Raw genomic sequence first — 24,251 nt, forward strand, 5'->3', positions numbered from 1 at the left:
CTAAAACTGCAAAATAGGTATTAATTTGAGATTTTTAATTCAATACAAAAGTTTAAATACTAATATGACGCATTGTTATTTAGTGACGGTATGTCATTATATAACATATTGTCTAATTTATGACAATATGTCAGGTGAATTTTATGACCATATCTGCTAGAAAGGAAAGAGAAAAAGAATCCAGACGTCAAGGTATTTTAGACTCAGCCGAAAAATTATTCTTTGAAAAAGGTTATGAAAATGTTTCCATGGGCGATATTGCTACGGAAATAGAACTAGCAAGAAGCACATTATATCTATACTTTAAAAACAAGGAAGAAATATATCTGGCCATTGCCATACGTGGCTCCCGAATTTTGAATGAAATAGTAACTAAAAGCTATCCTCAAGCAAAAAACGGTCTGGAAAAAATAAAAATGCTCATTCTAGCATTTTATCAATTTTACAAGGAATACCCCGGTTATTATCTGTCCCGTTTCTATTACAACATACCCTTTGATGAAGATTTTCCAGAAATGGAAAAACTTAACAAAATAAGGTCTGATAGTTTTAAAACTGTGACCAGTGCTTTTGACGAAGGAATAAAAGATGGATCCATACGTCAGGATATTGATCCTGTGAAAACCTCCTTGTATATAACCTCATCTATGCAGAATATGATTAATCTAACACCTACCATTGAAATGCACATGAAGGATCATGATTTAACTCACGAAGAGCTCATTGAGTACGCCATTGAAATGATGACACGCTCCATTGAAAATAAAAAACAATGAAACTCTTGGATTAAGACTCAATTAAAATAAAAATTGATGAAATCCATTTTTTAGTCAAAATAAATTTTATAGATTATAATAATTGGTGATATTAAATGATAGAAGAAAATGTATTTACCCACTTTGGAAACTGGTGGGCTGTATTAATTTGGATAGCGATTTACGGATTATTTATATTATTTGCACCTTTTTATAAAAAGAGTAGTGTAAAACCAACTGGTGCTTATTTAGCCTTTGTTGTGGCCTTTGCCATTGAAATGTTCGGAATACCGTTTAGTATGTTTGCCATAGGAGCCTTATTTGGTATCTGGTTACCAGAAGGTGTTTTCTGGGGACACACCCTGGGAACCTACATTGGAGATATGGGAAGCTGGATTGGTGCTTTAGTATCCTTAAGTGGAGTGGCCCTGGTTTTAATGGGCTGGAAAAAAATCCACAAAAATTACTGGGTTAAAGAAACTGGAGAGGGAAAATTAGTAACAGATGGAATTTATAAATATGTGCGTCACCCCCAATACACCGGATTCTTCATGATAACCCTGGGAATAATGATAGGATGGGCCACCATACCATTAATAGTATTATACCTCATATTGCTGGTAATGTACTATAAGCTGGCCAAAAAAGAAGAAAATGACATGATAGATGAATTTGGCCCGGAATATGAAGAATATAAAAACAAAACCAAGATGTTCATACCTTATCTGGTATAATATCTAATTTTTTTTTAAAATATTTCAAAAACGCATATTATTATTTATTAATAATTATTTTTTTTTAATTTTCTAACATATCTTCTGGATAAAGGAAGAGCAGTCACCCCATGGGCCACCACACTAAAGAACACTGTGGTAAACACCGCTAAAATAAAGGTTTCCTCACCGGAGAAAGATCCCAGCTCTTCCAAAGCAATCAGAGCCAGTACCACTGAGGCCAGGCCTCGAGGACCAAACCATCCCATGAATAAGGTGGAATCAATGTCCACTTTGGCCCCAATTAATGATAGAGCCACCGGCAGCATGCGAATAATAGTCAAACTTAAAATAGCATAGAGAACTATTTGCCAGGTTATAAATGGTAGCAATCCGGCTATGATTATTCCTAAAAGGAAGAAAACCGTGAGATTGAGAAACTGGCCTTCTGCCTCAGCAAAATCAATGAGAACTTTACCTGCATCCCGAGTGATGTATCCGGTAGCCAGACCACCTACAAAGGCCGCTATAAATCCACTGCCCCCAATTTCATCAGCTAAAAGGAAAGAAATTACAGCCAGAACCAGAAAAGCGATTCTCTGATACTCAGGTGTGATCAATCCATTATCACGGGATTTTATAACCACACCGGCACCAATGATTCCCACACCCAGACCTACTAGGGCCCCTAATCCTATCTGGGCCAGGGCCACATCTATAAAATATCCCATGGGTGAAAATGTCTCTTCAGCCAGGCCTATGGCAATAAATACCAGTAAAAAAGGCACACATAGACCATCATTTAATCCGCTTTCCACTTCCAGTGCTTTACGGATTCTCTCTGGAATTTTCTTATTTTTAACTACAATTTGGCCCAGGGCAGCATCAGTTGGGGCCAAAACTATTCCAATAATGGCTGCTTCCCAGAAAGTCAAATCAGTGAATATGGTGGCTGCAGCCAGAATTCCCAGAATTATGGTGGATATTAGGCCTACAGATAATAGTCTTAGGGTTAATAGATTAGATTTAAGGGCCCCTAGTTTTACCTGGGAGGCATCGGTGAATAATACCAGTACCAGGGCCACTTCGGCAATTATGAGCACGATGGTGGATATGGGAGGTTCCCGCACATCCACAAAACCCGTTAAAAAATAGCCGGCTGCCATACCTGCAAAGATGAAAATCATCTGGGCCGATACCGGGAGATGGTCAATTTTACGAGATATGAGGGCCACTATGAATAGCATTATGAGAAAGAATAATAGTTCCACCATGTTTATCGCCATTTATAGTATTGGGTATGGTGGGTGAAATAGGTTTTTATTATACACATGGCTTGATATATCACTGCAATTAATATTTCCAAAAGGTTATACATTATTCAGACTATATCAAACAGTTTACTTCTCCAATTTAATGGTTATTGAATTTAAAAATTGTATCTAAAAAAAGAAAGAATTATTATTTTTTTGTTTTGAATTTTAGCACGTATCCTGTGTTTTTATTTCCTGCAGCATCTTTGACTGCTCCAGTTGGTATGTAAACCTGATAGGTGTTAAGACTTAGTCTGCTTTTGGTCATTTTGAGGGTTATGGTGTTTCCAGATATGCTGGTTACTGTTGATTTTGCGATTTTATTGGTGTTTAGGTTTTTAATGTAGATTTTTGAGAATTTTGTTCCTTTGCTGATTTTTTCACTGAATTTGATCTTTATAGGTGAGGTTAGAGATAAATGGTTGGAGTTATTGAGGGGTTTAGTTGCAATTATTTTAGGTGGAATTATGTCATTGTATGTTGTGCCACCAAAACTAATTTTCCGTGAAGTTACACTTACATAGATATTTCTCGAGGTGTCAATATCCGGTGTTTCCAATGTATGTCCACTATAATCCCCCATTATCGGTACATCAAAATCATCTGCAACAAATTTTAGGGTTCCAGTAGTTGTATAATATGCTATGTCTATTTGAACATTATAACTGATATAAACTAGTTCACTATGCCATTCTGTTTTTAAGCTTGATGATGATGGGCTGGTTATGGTAAACCCTACCGTATTGAAAGGACCAACACCTATTGGTTGATAGTTACCAATGTTAACATTATTATAATATCCTGAGGGTAAATAACTGGCTGAAATGGCCGTCATACTGGCAAAAACACAACATAAAACAAGACCAACTATTAGAAATTCTTTTTTCATAATTTGTTACCTCATACAGTAATTTATAATTTAGAAGTCTAAATATAAATAAACTTATGATTAATTTAATGTTAAATAAATAGGAAATTAATAATGCAATTTATATATAATTAATAATTGTTTAAGAAACAAATAACGTTTAAATAATTAAAAACATTCATAATACTCTTTCAAATCTATTTTCAAAAAATATTTGAAACTTATTGAATTTATTATGGTAGTATCACCATAACATTATGGTAGTTCTACCATATTAGCCATATTAATATAATAAATACTACCATCTGCCATTAAATATAAAAAAAGCCAGGAGTTATAGATCATTTCGGGAGTAAACTTTACTATGGTGATCATATGCCATTAATATCATTGCTTTATTTTTAATATCAACTTTAAAAACTAAAACAAAAGATTTGTTAATATGGACTCTTTTATAGTCCTGTAAAGGTTTTCGGAGATTTTTACAATGATTAGGGTTTAATTCTAAAATATTAGCTATACTTTGAACTTTTTTTACAATGTTTTGATAGCTTTTAGAATCCGTTTCTCGAAGGTTTTCCAGCTCTTCCAGGAGCTTTGGGTTGATTTTAATACCATACATATAACCAAATTAAATTTTAAAATCAACTGGCTTCTGCTTAGACCTTCTTTTAATTTTTTCAGCAAAATCTGAACGAATCTCTTCTTTTTCTTCAGCCACTTTTATAGGCTTTTTAATGGAAGCAGTGTTCTTTTTTGACATTTTAACTATACTCATTATAATTCTCCATCTATATTTTATTTAAAAAGCATTTTATAAAAATTTAATTATTAATGTGATTATTAAAAGAATAATATTAATACTTTTCTATTGTATAATATTAATTTTAGGAAATTCAAATGTCTTTAATTAATTCTTTTTTTATATAATCATAATAATTATATATTTGGTATTAATAATATTATTTTTAGTGATATAAAATGTCTTCTGAAAAAGATCTAAACAAAACAATGGGCCTTAATTCTGCAGTAAATAATTATAATAAAAAATTAAAAGAGTCTTCTAAATCCCAAATAGAAATTAAGTCCAGAAGAAGAAAAAATAAACATTTAGTCCTTGATTCAGAACTCGAGCAATTAGAGTCTTCAAATAATATATTAACATCAAAAAAAGCTGAATTCCATAAATTAATAAAAGAATATGAATTAGCAATAAGCAAGATTATTATTTTTGGTATAAATGAATCAACATTACTTTTAGATAAATCTGAAACCTTTGAAGTTCTAAAAGGTGAAAAATCAAAGAAAATACTTACTTTGGCCCTGATGAACTATCAACTTATGCCGCATTATCCCATTGTAGTGAAGAATGGCTAAAAAATTTTATTAATGAACTCATATCACATAATTATCTTCAAATTAAATGTAACTCTGGAAAAGAATTATTAGCATTAAATGAAAAGAGTTTGGAATTATTATCACCTAATAAACTTAGTAAAAATGAAAAAGAGTCATTTGTCTATGATGAAGAATTATATGAAAAACTTAGAAAATTAAGAAATGAATTAGCCTCTGAAAAAAATTTTGCCCCATATATTATTTGCAATAATGCAACACTACAAGAAATGGCCATGAAAATGCCTAAAAATGATAAATCCATGATGAAAATTAGAGGAGTGGGTTTAAAATTCCTTGAAAATTATGGCCTTGCTTTTCAGAAGGTTATAAAAGATTATTGTGGTGAAATTAGTGAAGATTCAAATTTTTTAAAAAATCCTATAAAATGAACTATATATGGTTCAATATGATAATTGAACTAAATGTGGTTCAATTTCTAAAATTCTAATAAATGACTAAAAAGCATGAATCAATAACCATGTCTGAAGAAATTGTTCCTGGTGTTTCTAGGTAGTCAATATTTTTATTTTCTCTATTTTCTTCTATGCTATGATGGTTCATGGCCTTTTACTAACTACTTGAATATCTGATTTAAATCATTTTCTTAATTACATAAACTGAATAATCTGATTAATTATTGTATTAAAATCTAAAAAAATTAGATATTTCATCAAAATAATAAACATCCCCATAATAGTAAATATAATTGATGCAATCACAAACCTACTGCAGGGTATTTCGTAATTTTCTTTGTTTAATGTCAATACAAAAGCCGTGAAAGAAAATAATGAAATTAACATGCTTAGTTCAGGAGTTCCAATATCAGAAACATTAGTTAATACCCTTAAAACTTCTACAACCGTGAAAACGATTAATATCCCTGCAAATACAGGAATTCCCCAAAAATTAGGTTCATTGCGAACATGATAAGTGGCTTGGAGTAACATCTCACATTCATTTGGGACATCTAATATTATATTCTGAGAATCTGGACTAATTAAATAAGTATACGCCTTCTTTCCATCAATCCTATTTATAATGGGAGCTTCGATTTTGAGACTAATTTCGTCATAATAATCTTCATTGAGACAATTTTCAGAATTATACTCACCACCATATACAAAAAGAGTTAATTCTAATTTTTTACCATCATTTTCAATTTCTAATCCATGAGGTATAGTTATTCTAAATTCAGGGCGAATTGGTAATTTTATAGATAAATATCCATTATAAGATTTATTTAAATCTTCATTTAGTTCTATTCCCATTTGAGGATTAGGATATTCTTCCATATATTTAATCTCGATTTTTACGTGTCTTTTTAAATTTTCGACATTATCAGAATTAATATCCATTTCAGGAGGCCATTGTTCGATTTCACCAAGATTTACATATAATTTATGATCCTTTACTATGAAAGGAATCTCCATTGGTTTATTCCTACTTATTATTTGTAATCCTGAAATGTTCCCATCACTAGCCGGTAAATCTATTTCAAAATAATTGTTTTCAACATATAAATCCATTACTTGCCTGAAAATACGGCACTTTGATGGTTTTAGTTGATCTTCGATATGCCACCAGCTTTGTTCAATTTCAGGATTTTTCAAAATTAATCACCAATATTAAATATTAATACGATTATAATAAATAGTAATTATATTGATTTAAATGAATACTAAATGCGAAAAATAGATAAGTTTTTAAGTAAAAATTATTATACAATCAAGTATATAGGTGAAATACTATGATGATTACCAAAAAAGGAGCTAAGCCCCTAGAAAAACCTGTGAAAAGTATAAAACTATTACATGGTAGCTTCAGCAAAGAAAAAATACGAGAAAGTTTACGTGAAAGACGTGAAACTCGTTAGTATTTTATTCATATTATTATTTTAATCTACTTATTTTGAATCATTTTATATTGCCCCTGATTTCATAGGATTTTACAACGTTATTTATCCGTAGATAAAGATATTATAAAGCCCATTGGGGATAAAAAAGGAAGGAAATATGTTATATTTAATGATTGATATATCGGACATTTCGGACAGATAACGGACACTTATCGGACAAATGAATTTAATTGAAAAATTAAAATTTTATACAGTAACCATTTCTCTCTCAATACTTGGAATACCCATATCATTAGAAGTAAAAGTATCAATAGAATGAATTTGTTCTTGTTTATGTAAATTAACACCTATAGAGACCTTAAGACATATGGATTTATCATCAACATGAACTTTCATTTTTATCATGTTTATATGGCCCAACTTGGACTTAGAAATTTTAAGAAAGCGAGATGCATTTAAAATTTCCAAGGCCACTGGAACATTATTTTTATCAAAATCGAGTATAACGTCATTAGAGAGTTCTACCGATGTTTTGTATTCATAATCATCATTAATTCTTATGCCTAAAACATCAAATGAATAATCATATAATGATTCCAATTGAAAATCAGTTTCATGGTTCATAGTGCCTTTCCCTCCTTTCTTTACTAAAGCGATAAATAGTCAATATTTTTATTTCTCTATTTTCTTCTATGGCTATGATAACATATAAATCTTGACTTTTTCTGTTAGATTCATCATAAACTAATTTAAAAGTGTTTAATCCCGTTTTAGATATACCTACTGGAGTTTTATCAATTAAAGAACTATAAACCAAGTTTTGATCCGTCCCTCTGGAAAACCAGTTATCTAAAACATGTCTGGATGATCTAATGGTATTTTCACCAATATTTCCCGTTTTAAGGTCCCTTAATATTTTCAGAACTTGTTCAATATTAAAATCAAGAATTAAACCCACCACCTACCATAAATAATATTATTACATACTATATAATAAATATTACTATAGAACTTATTAAAAATTAATAATATGTAAAATTAGTTGATTTTCCAGTTTATTTGTAGATGAAAGTTTAGAATTTAATTAAATAATTTACAAAATTCTATTTTTCTATTTCTAAAATTACATTATAATAGTAACTATTGAAGATAATAGTAAATATTATAATATAATAATCCATTATACATCTAAGTAAAAACGGGACAACCGCAGAGGCCGTTCGGTGCAATTGTGGTGGAGTTAATTGGAATTTGGTTAATAAATGATGATGTAGATAGGATTTACCTGACGGCAGGTTCATAAACCCGGTTTCTCTTCCATGGTGTGATGCTTTCAGGATGTCAATGTTTTTAATCAAATATTCATTATATTTTTTTTTATAATAATGATTTAGATTATTTTTACTTTTCATACGCTCTATCCAAATCCTATTATACTTGAATGGTAGACTTATAATGGATATGGGAAGATTAAATACATTATATCAAAATTGAATCCAAATAACCTGCTTTGAGTCAATATTCAAAGTAATAGGAAATATTAATTTTTAAAAATATTATTGGGGATTTTAAGTAAAATGAAAGATGTAGCTTGTGAAGAATGCGGGGCTCAGTACCAGGTCCGGCCTGTGCTTAATATCAAAAGATGTTCAAAATGTGGTGGGAACCTTAAAGGAGCCCCCCGTGCAAAGAGATCCTATAAATCTAAAAGGAAGCTTATAAAAAATCGCCGATACTATGCTGAGCGCCAGACATCATATTTTGGCGTAGCCATGTTATTCGGAGCCATAATTGCTTTAATTGGAATATTAGCAATATTTATAACCAGAGTATATATTGCAGCGGGAATATTTGCTGCAGGTATATTATTATTCAGAAAAGCCTCTGAAAAGAGAAAAATCTGGAAGAAAGGTGTGAGGGGTGAAAGAAAAGTAGCCAGATATCTAAACACTCTCCCCAGAGGATTTTTTGTTTTTAATGATGTAACCCTACCCCATACCAAAGGCAATCTTGACCATATAGTTGTGGGGCCTACTGGCGTTTTTGCAATAGAGACCAAGAATTATCTGGGTAGATTCCAGCTCAATGGTGATGACCTACAAATTATAAAAAAAGGACATTTAAGACCATTACACACCAACCCTGGCAGACAGTCCAGATATAATGCAACAGGACTATCAAAATATATATCTGCCCAGGGTATAACTGGTGTTCGTGTGAGGCCCGTGGTGACCTTTATAAATAAAAATGTGGATATAAAAATGAATCCTCAGAACTATAGTTTCACTTATTATGATACATTGCAGGGTTTTATATTAAAACAACACGGAAATATGGATTATGATAAAATAAAAAAATGTGCATTTATATTGAGGAAGTATTGTGCTGAATATTCTTCTTTTGAGTAATCCTTACAGATTCATGAGACGAAAATAATCCTGAAAAATAAAAAAAGGAAAAAAGTTTATTTCCTTTTTGGCACTAAAAACCCACCACAAACCGCAAACATAGCTAGTATTAATCCTGCTATTGGTAATCCTGTTTTCTGCATTCCCACTGATTTTTCTGTTGTAGTTACTGCGTTTACTGTTGCTGTGGGAATAACATCGACATATATCGGACATTTCGGCAAAATAACGGACAATTATAATTATAATTATAATATTTCAGATAAAAAAATAAATTTTTTAAATAAACTGGTTTCTGCTAATATTTTGAACGGAAAAAAGTTTAAAATATTGATATTAAAAAAATAAAAACATTTATTAATAAAATATTACTAATTGATATTGGTGATATGAAAATGATTCACAAACCAGTAAGCTCAAGCAATTTAGAATCTGTAGGATATGATGCAAAAACAAAAATTCTGGAAATAAAATTTTTAAACAGTGGACTTTACGAATATTATAAAGTTCCTCAGGCCATATACACTGGATTAATGTCTGCATCGTCACATGGAACATATTTCCATCAAAATATAAGAAATGTATATGAATATAAAAAGATTGGATAATTCAATTATCCTTTTTAATTAAGAATGTTATCATGTCTGTTTTTAAAAGACATTTCTTATGAACTTATCATAATCATCTACCGCCTTAAACTCCACATTATTACCTAATGCTTCAAAATGCTTCTTACCACATTTTATTTTATCAGCTTCGGTTTGTCTAAGTGATTCATACTGAATATTTCCTTTAGTTTCCAATACAAAATACAATTTCTGTTCATTATTATTATTTACTAAAACTGCCCAATCTGGATTATATGATCCTATTGGGGTGGGTATTTTAAACCATCCTGGAAGTTTTGCATATAAAATCACATTTTCATCATCTTCAAATCTTTCTGCAAAACCTTTTTCATTATCAGAATCATATATCACATGATCATAAACAGAACGTTTACTTTCCAGCATATTTTTTGATAAATAACCAAATAATTCATTATTTTCAAATAGTTCCTGAGCATAATACTCATTATCTCCTAAACGAGTGTATTTGATTCCATCAACAATCATATGATTCATTTTAGATGAAATAATTTTTAATGTTTCATCCATGTATTGTTGAGGATTTTTCTTGAATTGCCATAATGTTTCACTTTTAATCAGAATATCCACAATAGTACGCCGTGTAAGATAAGTTTCATTCTGTAAAAATGTGATAATATCTGGTAAAATGATCTCTTCACTATCTGAATAAACAACACTACGTTGTTTTTCAATAGTTTCAACACCTTTACTTTTAATACTTACATCAACTTTAGTGTAAAGAAGTTTTGGAGATTTAACATCCAAATATTCCTCCATAGATTTAGAACATTCTTTGATAAGTTCTTCACTGCTAAAATCTACTGCATAAGTGGTTTTGTATTTTATTTTATTCCAGAATTGCTTGAAATCATCACTAAGATAAACCTCTTTATTTAGTTTAACTTCCCGTTTATCATCAAGGTTTTTAATATCCAATGTTTTGGTGAGTTTCTCTGCAGTATAAGTGATCTGATCTTTAAATTCTGCATGTTTTTCTGGAACTTCTACTTCATTCTGTTTTATAGCTATTTTTAAATTGTCCTGAACCTTTCCTTTAGTATCGATATAACCTTTATCTTTAAAGAAATTAAATATTTCCTCAGAAGACTGACTTCCCAGGTGTTCCAGATCTCCTTTATCATTTTTAAAGCTAATACTAGCAAAACTATGCTTCTGAATAACACCAAATTTAATTCCTTCATCCTCTTCAATTTCTTTTTGCAGAGTTTTAGCAAAATCCTCATAGCTTTCATTGGCCATAACTGTAAGAGTATTGGTCTGGAAACCTTTGATTCGTTCTCCTTCTTGATTTACACATAGACGAAGACCTCTTCCAATTTCCTGACGTTTTTTTATGGTTGATTTTGTTTCGTTTAATGTACATATCTGGAATACATTGGGATTATCCCAACCTTCTCGAAGTGCAGAATGTGAAAATATGAATCTAAGTTTACTACTAAAGCTTAAAAGTCTCTCTTTATCTTTCATTATTAAACTATAGGTATCATCATCAGCTAAGGTGTTTCCACGAGTGTCTTTAAGGACTCCTTTTTTATCCTGGGCAAAATATCCATTATGAATATATTCAGCAGCAGTTTCTACGTCGATTTCGTTAAGGAGGGTGTTATATTTCTGTTTTCTAATTAATTTTTTATATTCCTCTTCAAATATTTCAGCATAAGTCCCCTTTTGAGGATTACCTTCTTCATCATAATACCTGTAATTAGCCACTTTATCAATGAAAAACAAGCTTAAAACTTTAATTCCTTGTGGATTAAGTTTTAACTCTTTATTTAAGTGTTCTTCTATAGTTTTTTTGATTTGCTCACGTTTAATCCTAATATCATCAATATCACCCACAGGTTTACCAATGATAATTTCTTCTGGCTTGTTGGTAAAATCAACATATTCATTGCCTTCTTCGCAGTAAATTTCACTGACTACATAACCTTCATATATCTCTCTGTTTCCCAGTTTCTTAGAGGATAAATCATCACCTTGCCGAACAGTTACTATTTTCCGCTTAATTTTACCATTATTATGGGCATCTAGCTCAATTTTAGCAGTTATAGGTGATTTTTTATTATCCACAGAGATTAATTTTAAATAGGCCTTATTATGGTAATCTAATGATTCAAATGATGCCACTTCAATTTGTTTAACCAGTCCTTTGTCATAAGCATCAATAGCATCCAATTTATAAATTAAGTTGTGAATTTCTTTGTGGGTAGCTGAATATTGTAAAGTGCAAAGAGGATTTAGAGAAGCAATAGCTTCCTTTGCTTTGGTAGTACTAGTAGCAGATTGAGGTTCATCAATAATAACAATAGGATTGGTCTCCTGTATCAATTCAATAGGCCTCAAACCGCTTAATTTATCATTTTCTCGGTGAATAATATTGGCTTTATTTTCCTTTTTTGGATCTGTAAAGCTTTTACGAAAAGCATCGATATTGATAATCATTATTTGGATGTTACTATTAACAGCGAAATTTCTAACCTGTTCTAGCTTTTGACTATCATAAATAAAATAATCATAGATTACATTATCATACAATCCTTTGAAATGATCTCTGGTCATTTGTAAAGCTTTAAAAACACCTTCTTTAATGGCTATGCTGGGAACAACAATAATGAACTTAGTAAAGCCGTACTTTTTATTAAGTTCGAATACTGATTTTAAATAAACGTAGGTTTTACCAGTTCCGGTTTCCATTTCAATATCAAAGTTAAGATTATTATGGCTTAGAATATCACTAGGAGGTAAAAAATTTGTTAACTGGACATTTTTAAGGTTTTCAAGAATATCATCCTCACTAAGCTCAAGTCTATTTCCAATTCCATGGCCCGCATCGTACAGGCCCACTTGAGCACCAGGAACCGTGAAGTTTGATTTCATGGATCGTTGTCCCTGGAATAAATTAACCGCTGATGAGATAGCTTCATCCTGATATTTTAAATTAGGATTAAATTTAAGTTTCATTCTTTAATCCTCCATCAGATGGTCACAAAATCTTCAATTCCATGTGTTTTTAGAGTCTCTTTGATGTTAGTCTTATCACTATCACTGGCAAACCCATTATCTTTGAAAACAACTCTCATTATCTCTGGTGAGAGATCATCTTTTAGTTTAATTATTTCTGTGGATAGTTCTGTGGCTATATTATCTTCTAGGCAGACCATTAAGGCCCCAAATCCTATGGAATAAATAGTTTTATCTTTAATTTGATATTCTTCAATAGGGAGAGTTAAATCAATTCCATATTTTAGCATAATTTCGTAGATTAAATCTAGTTGATTTCGGCCTGTAACAAGGTTTTCTACACTATCTAATAGAGTTTGTTCAAGATTATCGTATTCTGGATCCCATTTGGCCAAATTAGACGAATTAAGTTTGAAAACTTTGAAACCAATGTCTAAATTAATATTTTTTTTGTTATCAAGAGAAATTTGGCCGTTCTGATTCATTTCAGAAAGTATTTTATCTCCTGCTCGACGGATACGTTCTTTACCAATTTCACAAATGTTTTTATATCCTGATTTGTAAGCCTCCTCCTTTTCATTAGTTTTTTCAGGAAGTTGAACCATGACAAATTTACGGTGACCATTGTCTTCTGAATTCAAATTCATTACTGCATGAGCAGTTGTAGCAGAACCTGAAAAGAAGTCTAGAATAATATCATCATCATGCGAACATAAACTACAAAATAAAGATAGAAGTTTTAAAGACTTAGGATTAGTGAATATTTTATTTTCAAATAGTTTTTGTAGGATACGTGTGCCTTCTCTTCCATCATAATCAGTTATAACTGACCTTAATAATTTACCTCTTTCAATAGGGTTTCCTTCATAATCTATTTTTAAATATTGTTTAGTATAAATTTTCCATCCATCCGAAGTATTTTTAAATTCAGTAAACCCTTTTTTCATTCTTTCTTCTAAAACTTTTGAACTCCATCTCCAAATCGCGCCTCCAGCATCTGGTCTTAAAATTGTTCCATCAGGAGCTTCTATTGGATAAGTTAAACTTTTTGAAAAACTTAATCCTTTTTGCATAAGTAACATAGGTCTATAAGGACCTCTTTCTTCATAAAATTCATCTTTAGAACTATATAATTTAAGTAACTCTTCAGTATACGGCAAAGTTCCCATTTCAGTTATTTCAACATTTTTAGCAAATATAAGGATATATTCATGATCTACAGCAACTAATTTACTATCATTAGCACCACCCGATTTACTTCTCCAAACTAATTGAGAAATAAAATTTTCTTCACCAAAAATATCATTACACATCTTTTTAAGATTGTCAACCTCATTATCATCAATACTTATGAGTATTACTCCATTTTCAGTCAGTAAATTTCTTGCAAGACGTAAACGAGGATACATCATATTAAGCCATTTAGTATGATATCTTCCACTAACATCTGTGCTAGTAGAAATTTTTTTACTGTCTTCATCAATTTGCCCAGTCATTTCAAGATAATTATAAAGATTATCCCTGTAATTATCTGGATAAATAAAATCTTTGCCCGTGTTATAAGGAGGATCTATATAGATCATCTTTATTTTACCATAATAACTCTTCTGAAGTAATTTAAGCACTTCAAGGTTATCCCCTTCAATATAAAGATTCTCAGTCGTATCCCAATTCTTACTCTCCTCTTTACAAGGCCTTAAAGTACCAGTAGACGGAGTCTGAGCAAGACGCAAAGCAGCAGACTTACCCTTCCAAGTGAAATTATACCTTTCACTGTCATCTTCAGTGTATTTTCCTAAAACTTCTTTTAACTTGTCAAAATCGATTTTATCTTCGGTTAAAATTTCTGGAAATAGTTCTTTTAGCTTTGATACGTTTTCTGAAACGATATCTAAACTTTCCCCATTAAGTTGAGTCTCTTGCATCATTAATCTCCTTAACATCTTGATAAAGATCTTTTAAATTTTTATCATCCATATCTAAAATGGGCTCATACATGAAAGAATTTAAGTGTATATTTTCAGGTGTCATTAAATTCACTTTTTCTAAGATAGGAACTGTAGAATGATCTCCATATTCCTCTTTAAACAAGTTAAATAATCTTCTAGTTTGATTTGATCTAATTTCAGCTATTGCTGTTTTATCGGTGATTTTATAAATCATATAATCTTCTGCAATGAGTCGTATAGCTATAGAAAGTGCTATTTTGTTTTCTAAATTTATTCCAGAAGTCTCTTCATCTTTGATAACATCAGCTTCGTCAAAAATAAAATCAAAAACACTATTATCAGCAGCTATATTAAAATTTGTATTCCAAACCTCAGAATAAACTCTTTGAAGGTCAGATAATTGAATATTTCCACTTATCTCTTTGAGATGTAATAAATCAGTTAATAAAAAATAATCTGGTTCTCCTTTACCATCAATATACTCAATGAGATTTCTAACAAATGGAATTGATGCAATTATTATCCTTTTACAATCATTTGCATCTTTCCCATCTAATTGTCTTTTCCAAAAACCAAAAGCACTATTGAGATATTGTCCATCGACAATTTTAATTTCTTCATGATTTTTAAGTACCATAAAACAGTTTTTTCTGTGGATATCCAATCTAGAACCAACAGTCCTATAAAAATCAAAATTATGTGTTAATATAATTAATTTAAAAAAATCTTCTTTTAGAACATCACTAAGATACTCCACTATTGCGTACTTATTTTGATAATCAAATGAATCTGCTATATCATCAGCTATAATTAAAACAGGATCTCCATCTAATTTTCGAGCTTCAAGTTCATAAATAATATTTAAAAGATATAATGCTCTCTTTTCGCCGTTACTCAAAATTCCCATTAATTCAGCTTTATCCATCTTTTTTCGTTCAGTTTCATCATAATATGTAAATTCTAAAGTTGGTACTTCATTTTTTAATATTACATCGGCCTGATTAACAACTTTTATTTCAAATGGCACAAAAAATCGTTTATTAAATAAATCAACCACATCTTTCCATGCAGATTCTTCAGATTTGGCTTCTTCTATGATATCTTCAATTTCATCTTTTCCGGATTTATATATACTAATTAAATCATTATAAAGATCAATTTCCTTGTTCAAAATAGATATCCATACTTTTTTCTTAAATTCATCAATATTATGCAATTTAGGAATAATAATTGTAGGATAGTTGCTTAAAATTTTTTTAAATTCTCTAAGATCACCATTTTTATCTAAAGCAGAATCAATTTTTTCAAAAAGCTTTCTTAATGTTTCATCAGAAAGCACAATTTCTTTTTGTTTTTGAATCAAACTTTCCAATTCATTTTTGTTTTTGATTAATTCCCCATTTCTAAGTGAAATTTGATGTTCCGCTTTAAAGAAATTACTTTTATCAAGATTATCAGCAACTTTTGCAGCATCATTATGGGTAAAAACATTTTTTTCAAATATTTCAGACTTATCAATAATATCTGAGTATTTTTCAGCATATTTCTCAATTGAATCGAATATTTCGGGATCTTTTATAAAATTTAAGAGATTTTTATCAAATATGATTTTATATTTGAAATCGTCGATAGGAATAGAAATATCACCATCAATTTCACATTCTAATAAAACTAAGATATCAAAGAAATTACATTCTAAATCCTGAAAATCAGTCATGAATGTTTCTTCAATATTTTTTTGTGTTAATCCCGATAAACGGGCCATTTTATTAACCAGTTTTTTTTTAGCAATATCAATAAAGTTATAAATTTCATCATATCTATCTTTCAGATCTTTTCTAACAACTAGTCTAGAAATTTTTTCAAAATTAAAATTATCTTTAAAAGATTCTATTACAAAAATCTCTTCAGAATCGATTTTAGTAATTGTTCCAGGTGAAATTTTATCAACATCAAACACAACAGGTTCTCGACCATAAATTCTATCTTTAGGTTCACTTCCTTCAGAAATATCCATAAAAGTCTTGGCGAAAGATGTTTTCATGGTTCCATTAGAAGCATATATCACACAACCATTATTCTCAGAAAAATCAAAATCATGTTCTAATTTATTTATTCCATAGCAATTCTTTAGCTTAACACTGATTTTCTCCATTTAACTCAACCTACCCCTTAATTCTTCCCTTTTGTCTTTCAATCTTCTAATTTTTATATTCAATTTTACATTATGATTAAACTGAGTTTCTTTCTTCATCTGGCCTTTAATAAATTCAATTTCATAATCAATTCTATTAACTTCATCATAAATGGCCTTCATCTCATCAATTGGAAGTTCTGAACTTCCACCAGATAATTTAGAAACATTATATTGGATTATATTCTCAATAATATCATTATAAAAGGTATAAAAGTTAGTGAAACTCAGATTCTTTAATTTAAGGTCTTCGAACAGCTTTTGATCTGCTTCATCTAAATTATCTAGATTTATCCAGTCGGTGAAAATATATTCATCAATGGTGTTTTTAGTACTATCTGCTAGGTTAATCCGTTGGTGGCCAGTGAATAATCTTATTTGATTTTCATATTCAAAAGTAAGGACCATAGGATAAGGTATGGTTCGCATTATAATATCAGCCAATCTTTTTAATTTATTCGGGGCTTTTAGATAAACATTTATAAACTCTATTTCATCATATTCCAGTTTTTCATCTTTAAATTTTTTAATATTGATATTATTCTCTTTTAAGGAGTAGCACCATCTTATTTTATCCACATATTTAATGAAAATATCCCGATCAGCTTTCTTAAGCTCCATGTTATCATAAAATAATTTTTTGAAGATGACATTACCTACTTCACAGCTAGCTGGAATATCCAGGAATTCTTCTATTTGGGCCATAAATATCACTTTAAAATCAAGAAGGTAACCAGTTCAAATTCTTCCAGGCCAGATATACTATTTTTAACCGGAGTTGTTCCACCCTTGGAAAAGAGGCTGGCCACTCCTGCTTCTTCTTTTTTACCCAATATATTTTCAATGGCCGATTCTAAGAGATCTGAATATTTACCCATGTCCCTGCCATCCTGTGTTTCTTTATTAAACTCTTGAATTAAATCTGGGAAAACCTCTTTTTTATCAGAACATAGCTTTTTATAATAGTCCATGATTTTCTTAACCTGGTTGTAGTTGAGCTCTGCAGATCCATCTTCACCAACATACACCATATAATGAGGGAATAAAGCATTTTGATCCTTAGTTTCTTCATATCCCTTAACTTGTTTTAAAACAAAGATGACTCCAGGCTTAATCGTTTTTCTAAGTTCACCTTCAATTCTAACAATGGAATAAATACCGCTGGGGGCTTCATCCAGTAATTTCCGATTATCTTTCATGTATTCCATGAGATCTATTTTGAAATCATTAAAGGTCAAATCGGTGATGGAAATTCCACCAGAAACATCCTCTAAATCAATAACCTCGTTTTGAAGACGTTTAAGTTGTTTTCTACGATATTCCAGGTCATTCATTTTCTTTCGGGCACCATTTTCAATGATATTCTCCTCACCGGTGGCCGATACATCCACCATAACCATTTTACTCTCTACCCGTCCTTTTAGGTTGATATATTCATCCAATTCCAGGTTAGGCCAGAAATTAACCAGTTGTATTTCATTATTAGTTGATCCTATACGATCTATCCTTCCAAATCTTTGGATAATACGTACAGGATTCCAGTGAATATCATAGTTTATTAAATAGTCACAATCCTGCAGGTTTTGACCCTCAGAGATACAGTCTGTTCCAATAAGAATATCAATTTCTTCTTTAATGGTATCATTAATTTTAGATCTTTCTTTGGATATTGGTGAAAAATTAGTTAGAATATCATTTATATCGGTAGATCTAACTTCTTTTAAGGTGCATTTATTAACATCAGAACCCGTGACCAGTGCAGAATGAATTTGATGATTTTTAAAAGCCCATTCATGTAAATTTTCATATAAATAGTTGGCTGTATCAGCAAAAGCAGTGAATATTAAAATTTTTTTGTTATTATGATTAATAGGATTTTTAATCTTTGATTCAATCTTTTCTTTTAGATCTTGGAGCTTTGAATCACGATCCGGTGTAATTTGTTCAGCTTCATGGAGAATACGTCCTAATTTATCTTTATCAGCTAATAAATCCTGTTTCCATTTAATTATATCCATATCCTTAAAAAGAACTTTCTTCTTTTTCCCAAACATCATGTCATCATATTCTTCTTCATCGGGATCTATAAGAGAGATGTCAATTTGAGGATCATAGTTTATATCATGAGTATCTATTTTATATAAAACATCATCAATTTTCTCCAGCAGAGTACTTATAGTGAGTTTAAAAGAATGGATAGAACTTTCCATACGTTTTAACATGTTAATTCGCATTAAATTAACAACTTGCCTTTCACGGTCACTTTGTTTAAATACAGTGTGTCCCTCTCCAACAGCCATATCATATTTCTCACTGTAAGCTTCTCTTTTATCAGGCATTAAATAAAGTATAGGAGAATAAATAGCTAAATTAAGCCGTTTAATATTAAGATTCAATTCACTTAAGGGAGGGAAAACTCCATAAACATCAATATCCGAGTATTGGTTAATTGGAGGCCTGCGAATAGGGAATCTTCCAATTTCATCCAAATTATAGTATTTTTCTATGTGTTTTCGTGATCGGGCGATGGTGATAGTATCCAGTAACTTAAAATAATTCAAATCCATCATATCTACAAAGGCTTCCCCTGTTCTATCCTCATCAAGAAGCTCTGACCACTGATTAAAAACCATCTGGGCTTTCCTGAGAATATTTTCAATACTTTTTAATCCCACATCACCAAAAGCATGATCATTATTTTCGGTTATAAACGCTATTTGATTCTTAATATCATTCATACGGTTGTTAACTGGGGTGGCAGAAAGCATTAAAATCTTTGTTTTAACCCCCGCTTTTATGACCTCATCCATCATTCGCTCATAACGAGTGACTCTATCTTTAAATGATGGATTATTACGGAAGTTATGAGACTCATCAATAACAATTAAATCATAATTAGACCAGTTAATTGTTTTAAGGTTGATTTCACCGGAAACCCCACCTTCTCGGCTTAAATCAGTGTGATTTAAAACATCAAAATTAAATCTATCATCAATGAAAAGATTTCTCTTATCATTTTGGGTGTAAATGGACCAGTTTTCCCTGAGCTTTTTAGGTACTAAAACCAGTACTCTATCATTTCTAAGCTCATAATATTTGATAATGGCTAGTGCAGTGAAAGTTTTTCCTAAACCAACACTATCTGCCACAATGCACCCATTATGTTTTTCAATTTTGTCTATGGCCCCAATAACTGCATCTTTTTGGAATTTATATAATTTATTCCATATTTCTGTGTCTTTAAAGCCAGTACGGGTTTTAACAATATTTTCTTCAGTTAGTTCATCAAGGTACTCGTAGAAAATATTGTACATAGTTACATAATAAATAAAATCAGCAGGATTTTCTTTATACATTACCTGCATCTGATCTAGGACCTTATCTTTAACATCTTCTAATGCATCTTCATCATTCCATAAATCATTAAAGTTTTGAAGATAAAAATGAGTTGCCTCTTTCCCATAGGTACACATATTAAAATCAGAACGATCAGAAGGAGTAATTCCTAATCCATCAGTAGTAAAATCAACACTACCGCTAATTAAAGTATGATCTTCACCATTTTCAACATAAACCATTCTAGGTTGAGCAGTATTGGCTTTTTTAAATGATTTGATTTCTGTTTTATTTTTTAGCCATTCTGCACATTCTTTGGCGATATGGCCCTGTTTCATTTCATTGCGCAGTTTTAATTCAAAATCATTTCCAAATATTTCTGTTTCATTATTTTTATCAATGAAATATTCCCTTACTTGCTCATTATCCTTTTTTAAGAAACTAGGTTTAGTAAAAATAAATCGCATATTGTCAATTTTACCTAGTTCTTTCCTTAGCTCAAAATAGGCATACATGGTAAAATAAGCAGAGATTACAGAAAGTTTAGAATCTTTTTTAAGGTTTTCACGTAACTCTTCGTGCACCGCCCCATTTTTTTTGTTATCCAACATTTTTGGTGGTTTCAATTTAAAGCCCCGTCCCATTTTATGATAATAAATAAAAAATATTTATTATATGAAGTTTATGATATTATTAATAGATTAACATAGTATGTTTATAATTTTTACGTTTTGATCGTACATATAAACATAATAATTGACAATTCAAATAAATCAAAGATTTGTAGAATTATTAGTAAAATTTAAGGGAAAAATAAGAATTTATAGCCATTTTATGGGAATAAAAAAAGCTGAAATGGAATTTGAATAAAAATAAATTAGGGTGAAAAAATGGAAAAAGAAATAAAAGGGGTTACACATCCCATACCGACAGATTATGCAGAAAGGATATATAAAAAGGGAAAAACTGTTTTTGTAGGAAAATCACATCTGGGAAGAGTCTCTAAAGGAGATAAATTCATTATCTATGAATCCCATGGGGCCAAGGCATATACTGGATGGGCCGATGTAATCCAGGTAGTTAAAATGAAGCCATCTGATATTTTAAAAAATTATGAAAATCAATTAATGTTAACTACTGAAGAATTTAAGGAATATTCTAAAGGAAGAAATGATATGAATATCATTGAATTTGAAAACTTCCAATTGTTCAATAAAAAAGTGGTTCCTAAACGATTCATTGCCATTGGTGGTAAATACATCTATGAAGACGAATTCAAGATGATTGTGAAAAATAAGGGATGATTCCGATGGAAACAATAACTAAATGTCTAAATGAATGGAATGCCACTTTAGAGGCCCTAGGCCAAGGGAAACAAACTATTCTAATTAGAAAATACAATACTTCTGTGGAAAAGTTTCTTTTATATCCTACTACCAGCTATGCAGCTAAAGATGATTTCTTAGACAGTTTTAAGAAGGACCAATATGGATTCGTAGTGGAAAATGCCCTGCCTAAAGAAGATGGAGATAAAAAAGAAGTCAAATACTTTGCCACCGTGGAAAAAATAATTGAAAAACCATCTTCCAGAATAGGAACACTTAATAAATTCCACATCTGGACCAATGAACATGTTAAATCATATATTGGTTCTGGTAAGGCCTATATCTGGGTTTTAAGAGTTTATGAATTAGAAAAACCTGTTATGGTGGATAGGACTAAAGGCCTGCTTTATGCTAATGTTGATCAAGAAGTATCTTTAGAACGAATTAAACCGATTTTATCGGATAATGAGTTTAATAAAATAAAAAATAATCTATAATTATTTTTTTACTCAATTTCTTTTTTAATCAAACCAACAATGGCCTTTCCAAGGCTTTTATATCCTTTAGCTTTGCTATGTTCTTTAAATTTTTCAAGCAATGATTCTTCAATTCTAAAACTTACTCTTTTCTTTTCTAATGATTTATTTTCTATTTTAAAACCCCCGAGTTTTAATATAATAAGTATATAATAATAGTTATTAGTATCAATATATTTAATTATTTCAAATATTAATTATCAGAAATAATCTATTTTGTTTAAAAAGAACTTTTACTTTCCATTTGCTCTTCCTCAAGGATATAATATTATCAAGTGACATATTATTATAAAAATTTAATAAGAATAGAGATGAATTATCATGAGTTCTAATCTGCCGAATATGCAAACAAATACCATAGTTCTTTATAAAGGAAATGAAGGTGCAGCTACCGTTGAAGTACTTTTAAAAGATGAAACTATGTGGCTAACCCAAAAAACAATGGCAGAATTATTTAATGTTAACAGTCAGGCCATCACCAGGCATTTATCCAATATTTTCTCAGATAATGAATTAGATGAAACCTCAACTTGTTCCATTTTTGAACAAGTTCAAAAGGAAGGTAATCGAAACATTAAACGAAAACTGAAATTCTACAATCTAGATGCCATAATCGCCGTCGGCTATCGGGTAAACTCTAAACAGGCCACCCAATTTCGTATATGGGCCACCCAATTTCGTATATGGACCACCCAAACTTTAAAAGAATACATCATTAAGGGTTTTGTCCTGGATGACGAACTCTTAAAAAACAGTACCCGATTTGGCAAAGATTATTTTGATGAATTATTAGATCGTATAAAAGAAATAAGGGCTAGTGAAAGAAGATTTTATCAAAAAATTACGGATATTTATTCCCAATGTAGTCATGATTATGATAAAGATTCAGAATTAACTAGAACTTTTTATGCAACTGTTCAAAATAAATTGCATTGGGCCATAACTGAACATACAGCGGCAGAATTAATTATAGGCCAGGCCAATCATAATAAAAAGAATATGGGCCTTACCAACTGGAAAAACTCACCAGAAGGTAAAATCTTAAAAAAAGACGTATAATATTGCTAAGAATTATTTAGATAAAGAAGAGATATCTGAATTAAACAATATAGTGAGTATGTATTTAGATTATGCTGAAAATCAGGCCAGAAGACATAAAATAATGTCCATGAAAGACTGGATAGAAAAATTAGATGCTTTTTTGAAATTTAATGAATATGAAATATTAGCGGATTCTGGTAAAATTACTGCTGAAGTGGCCAAGGAAATAGCAAATAAAGAATTTGAAGAGTTCAGAAAATTACAGGATAAAGAATACACTTCAGATTTTGATAAAGAAGTTAAGAAGTGCTTGAATTGAATAGGATATTATTAACTTTTAATTTATTAATTTCCAGTATAAAGTATGAAATCAGCAGCTTATAAACTAGCATAAGCAATTTAAATACGCAAATACATGAACTAAAATTAATTATTCATAAGTTATTTAATTCTTTTTAAGAATCAATGGCTTTAATTCAGAGCTATATCAACTTATTTTCTAAATAACTTATTTCTATTTTTAAAAAAAGCTCTAAATTAAAGATAAACAATTTACTTATGTAAAATACTGTTCTAAAACATTTATAGAAAAATATATATTTTAATAGTTATGATATATTTTAGGAGGAGTAATAATAATTAATAATCCTGAAGTTTCAATCCAAGAGTTTAAAAAAAACTACTTAAGGAATATGACTCGGGATAGAATTTATATCACCCCACATGGCAGTATAAGGATAAGAGGTAGGCAAAATTTTACTGATGATGAAATTAAAGATTGTATAATAGAAAAATTTCCAAATAAATTCCATAAAAATGAATATGGTGAATTTGAATTAACATACTCTCATCTAAATAGAAAATCAGAGGAAATAATTATTATTGTAGTGCCTCATAATTCATCCGAAAAATCTATAAGGATAATTACTACATATAGTCACTAAAGGTG

25 protein-coding genes are annotated in these 24,251 nt (G+C 30.3%); 11 read left to right on the top strand and 14 right to left on the bottom strand.

Annotated elements, in window-relative coordinates:
* Window positions 1-143 precede the first annotated feature (143 nt).
* Together Q7I96_00505 and Q7I96_00510 are read left to right on the top strand one after the other, a co-directional pair.
* On the top strand, window positions 144-776 hold the full coding sequence (locus Q7I96_00505) for a TetR/AcrR family transcriptional regulator (protein ID MDO9626088.1): 633 nt from the start codon (window positions 144-146) through the stop codon (window positions 774-776).
* Between the two features lie 95 nt (window positions 777-871).
* On the top strand, window positions 872-1,489 hold the full coding sequence (locus tag Q7I96_00510; GenBank protein ID MDO9626089.1) for an isoprenylcysteine carboxylmethyltransferase family protein: 618 nt from the start codon (window positions 872-874) through the stop codon (window positions 1,487-1,489).
* A 47-nt stretch (window positions 1,490-1,536) separates the two neighbouring features.
* On the opposite strand, the gene Q7I96_00515 is transcribed toward Q7I96_00510, so the two are convergent.
* The 4 genes from Q7I96_00515 to Q7I96_00530 form a co-directional block, all read right to left on the bottom strand.
* Window positions 1,537-2,742, bottom strand: a complete 1,206-nt coding sequence (locus Q7I96_00515) for a cation:proton antiporter (GenBank protein MDO9626090.1) — start codon at window positions 2,740-2,742, stop codon at window positions 1,537-1,539.
* A 187-nt stretch (window positions 2,743-2,929) separates the two neighbouring features.
* On the bottom strand, window positions 2,930-3,670 hold the full coding sequence (locus Q7I96_00520) for an Ig-like domain-containing protein (GenBank protein MDO9626091.1): 741 nt from the start codon (window positions 3,668-3,670) through the stop codon (window positions 2,930-2,932).
* Between the two features lie 313 nt (window positions 3,671-3,983).
* On the bottom strand, window positions 3,984-4,271 hold the full coding sequence (locus tag Q7I96_00525) for a type II toxin-antitoxin system RelE/ParE family toxin (protein ID MDO9626092.1): 288 nt from the start codon (window positions 4,269-4,271) through the stop codon (window positions 3,984-3,986).
* A gap of 9 nt (window positions 4,272-4,280) precedes the next feature.
* On the bottom strand, window positions 4,281-4,427 hold the full coding sequence (locus tag Q7I96_00530; GenBank protein MDO9626093.1) for a hypothetical protein: 147 nt from the start codon (window positions 4,425-4,427) through the stop codon (window positions 4,281-4,283).
* 203 nt (window positions 4,428-4,630) lie between these two features.
* On the opposite strand from Q7I96_00530, the gene Q7I96_00535 reads away from it, so the two are divergent.
* Together Q7I96_00535 and Q7I96_00540 are read left to right on the top strand one after the other, a co-directional pair.
* On the top strand, window positions 4,631-5,026 hold the full coding sequence (locus tag Q7I96_00535; protein ID MDO9626094.1) for a hypothetical protein: 396 nt from the start codon (window positions 4,631-4,633) through the stop codon (window positions 5,024-5,026).
* 89 nt (window positions 5,027-5,115) lie between these two features.
* Window positions 5,116-5,436, top strand: a complete 321-nt coding sequence (locus Q7I96_00540) for an HRDC domain-containing protein (protein ID MDO9626095.1) — start codon at window positions 5,116-5,118, stop codon at window positions 5,434-5,436.
* Window positions 5,437-5,655: 219 nt separating this feature from the next.
* On the opposite strand, the gene Q7I96_00545 is transcribed toward Q7I96_00540, so the two are convergent.
* The 4 genes from Q7I96_00545 to Q7I96_00560 form a co-directional block, all read right to left on the bottom strand.
* Window positions 5,656-6,657, bottom strand: a complete 1,002-nt coding sequence (locus tag Q7I96_00545; GenBank protein MDO9626096.1) for a hypothetical protein — start codon at window positions 6,655-6,657, stop codon at window positions 5,656-5,658.
* Window positions 6,658-7,148: 491 nt separating this feature from the next.
* On the bottom strand, window positions 7,149-7,526 hold the full coding sequence (locus tag Q7I96_00550; GenBank protein MDO9626097.1) for a DUF2283 domain-containing protein: 378 nt from the start codon (window positions 7,524-7,526) through the stop codon (window positions 7,149-7,151).
* The gene (locus Q7I96_00555) at window positions 7,516-7,860 is read right to left on the bottom strand and encodes a hypothetical protein (protein ID MDO9626098.1); all 345 of its coding nucleotides are present in this window, start codon (window positions 7,858-7,860) and stop codon (window positions 7,516-7,518) included. The genes Q7I96_00550 and Q7I96_00555 overlap by 11 nt, the downstream gene beginning before the upstream one ends.
* A 145-nt stretch (window positions 7,861-8,005) precedes the next feature.
* Window positions 8,006-8,260, bottom strand: coding sequence for a hypothetical protein (locus Q7I96_00560; GenBank protein MDO9626099.1), 255 nt, complete (start codon window positions 8,258-8,260; stop codon window positions 8,006-8,008).
* 219 nt (window positions 8,261-8,479) lie between these two features.
* Between Q7I96_00560 and Q7I96_00565 the strand changes: the two genes are divergently transcribed.
* Window positions 8,480-9,310, top strand: coding sequence for a nuclease-related domain-containing protein (locus Q7I96_00565; protein MDO9626100.1), 831 nt, complete (start codon window positions 8,480-8,482; stop codon window positions 9,308-9,310).
* Between the two features lie 56 nt (window positions 9,311-9,366).
* On the opposite strand, the gene Q7I96_00570 is transcribed toward Q7I96_00565, so the two are convergent.
* Window positions 9,367-9,534 (bottom strand): hypothetical protein, encoded by a 168-nt coding sequence (locus Q7I96_00570; protein ID MDO9626101.1) that lies wholly within the window; start codon window positions 9,532-9,534, stop codon window positions 9,367-9,369.
* Between the two features lie 171 nt (window positions 9,535-9,705).
* Here Q7I96_00570 and Q7I96_00575 point away from each other — a divergent pair, with 171 nt between their 5' ends.
* Window positions 9,706-9,918 (top strand): KTSC domain-containing protein, encoded by a 213-nt coding sequence (locus Q7I96_00575; GenBank protein MDO9626102.1) that lies wholly within the window; start codon window positions 9,706-9,708, stop codon window positions 9,916-9,918.
* A gap of 42 nt (window positions 9,919-9,960) precedes the next feature.
* Here the strand turns inward: Q7I96_00575 and Q7I96_00580 are convergent, their stop codons facing one another.
* Genes Q7I96_00580 through Q7I96_00600 form a run of 5 tightly spaced genes read right to left on the bottom strand, consistent with a single transcriptional unit; the run spans window position 9,961 to window position 21,026 of the window.
* Complete coding sequence (locus Q7I96_00580) at window positions 9,961-12,921, bottom strand: DEAD/DEAH box helicase family protein (GenBank protein MDO9626103.1); 2,961 nt, start codon at window positions 12,919-12,921, stop codon at window positions 9,961-9,963.
* A 14-nt stretch (window positions 12,922-12,935) separates the two neighbouring features.
* A complete protein-coding gene (locus Q7I96_00585; GenBank protein ID MDO9626104.1) occupies window positions 12,936-14,846 on the bottom strand; it encodes a site-specific DNA-methyltransferase in 1,911 nt (636 codons plus the stop codon).
* A complete protein-coding gene (locus tag Q7I96_00590) occupies window positions 14,827-17,025 on the bottom strand; it encodes a hypothetical protein (protein ID MDO9626105.1) in 2,199 nt (732 codons plus the stop codon). The genes Q7I96_00585 and Q7I96_00590 overlap by 20 nt, the downstream gene beginning before the upstream one ends.
* Window positions 17,026-17,769, bottom strand: coding sequence for a DUF4391 domain-containing protein (locus Q7I96_00595; GenBank protein ID MDO9626106.1), 744 nt, complete (start codon window positions 17,767-17,769; stop codon window positions 17,026-17,028).
* A 5-nt stretch (window positions 17,770-17,774) separates the two neighbouring features.
* Entirely contained in the window at window positions 17,775-21,026 is a 3,252-nt protein-coding gene (locus Q7I96_00600; protein MDO9626107.1) for a helicase-related protein, read from the bottom strand.
* Window positions 21,027-21,290: 264 nt separating this feature from the next.
* Between Q7I96_00600 and Q7I96_00605 the strand changes: the two genes are divergently transcribed.
* The 5 genes from Q7I96_00605 to Q7I96_00625 all read left to right on the top strand — a co-directional run bounded on the left by Q7I96_00605 (window position 21,291) and on the right by Q7I96_00625 (window position 24,246).
* Window positions 21,291-21,704 (top strand): DUF365 domain-containing protein, encoded by a 414-nt coding sequence (locus tag Q7I96_00605; protein MDO9626108.1) that lies wholly within the window; start codon window positions 21,291-21,293, stop codon window positions 21,702-21,704.
* A 5-nt stretch (window positions 21,705-21,709) separates the two neighbouring features.
* Window positions 21,710-22,222, top strand: a complete 513-nt coding sequence (locus tag Q7I96_00610; protein MDO9626109.1) for a DUF1802 family protein — start codon at window positions 21,710-21,712, stop codon at window positions 22,220-22,222.
* Between the two features lie 360 nt (window positions 22,223-22,582).
* Entirely contained in the window at window positions 22,583-23,320 is a 738-nt protein-coding gene (gene rhuM, locus Q7I96_00615) for a RhuM family protein (protein ID MDO9626110.1), read from the top strand.
* A gap of 52 nt (window positions 23,321-23,372) precedes the next feature.
* Entirely contained in the window at window positions 23,373-23,621 is a 249-nt protein-coding gene (gene rhuM, locus Q7I96_00620; GenBank protein MDO9626111.1) for a RhuM family protein, read from the top strand.
* Window positions 23,622-23,994: 373 nt separating this feature from the next.
* On the top strand, window positions 23,995-24,246 hold the full coding sequence (locus Q7I96_00625; GenBank protein ID MDO9626112.1) for a hypothetical protein: 252 nt from the start codon (window positions 23,995-23,997) through the stop codon (window positions 24,244-24,246).
* Window positions 24,247-24,251 lie beyond the last annotated feature (5 nt).

Source organism: Methanobacteriaceae archaeon (assembly GCA_030656015.1).
In the GTDB taxonomy this organism is placed as follows: Archaea; Methanobacteriota; Methanobacteria; order Methanobacteriales; family Methanobacteriaceae; genus UBA349.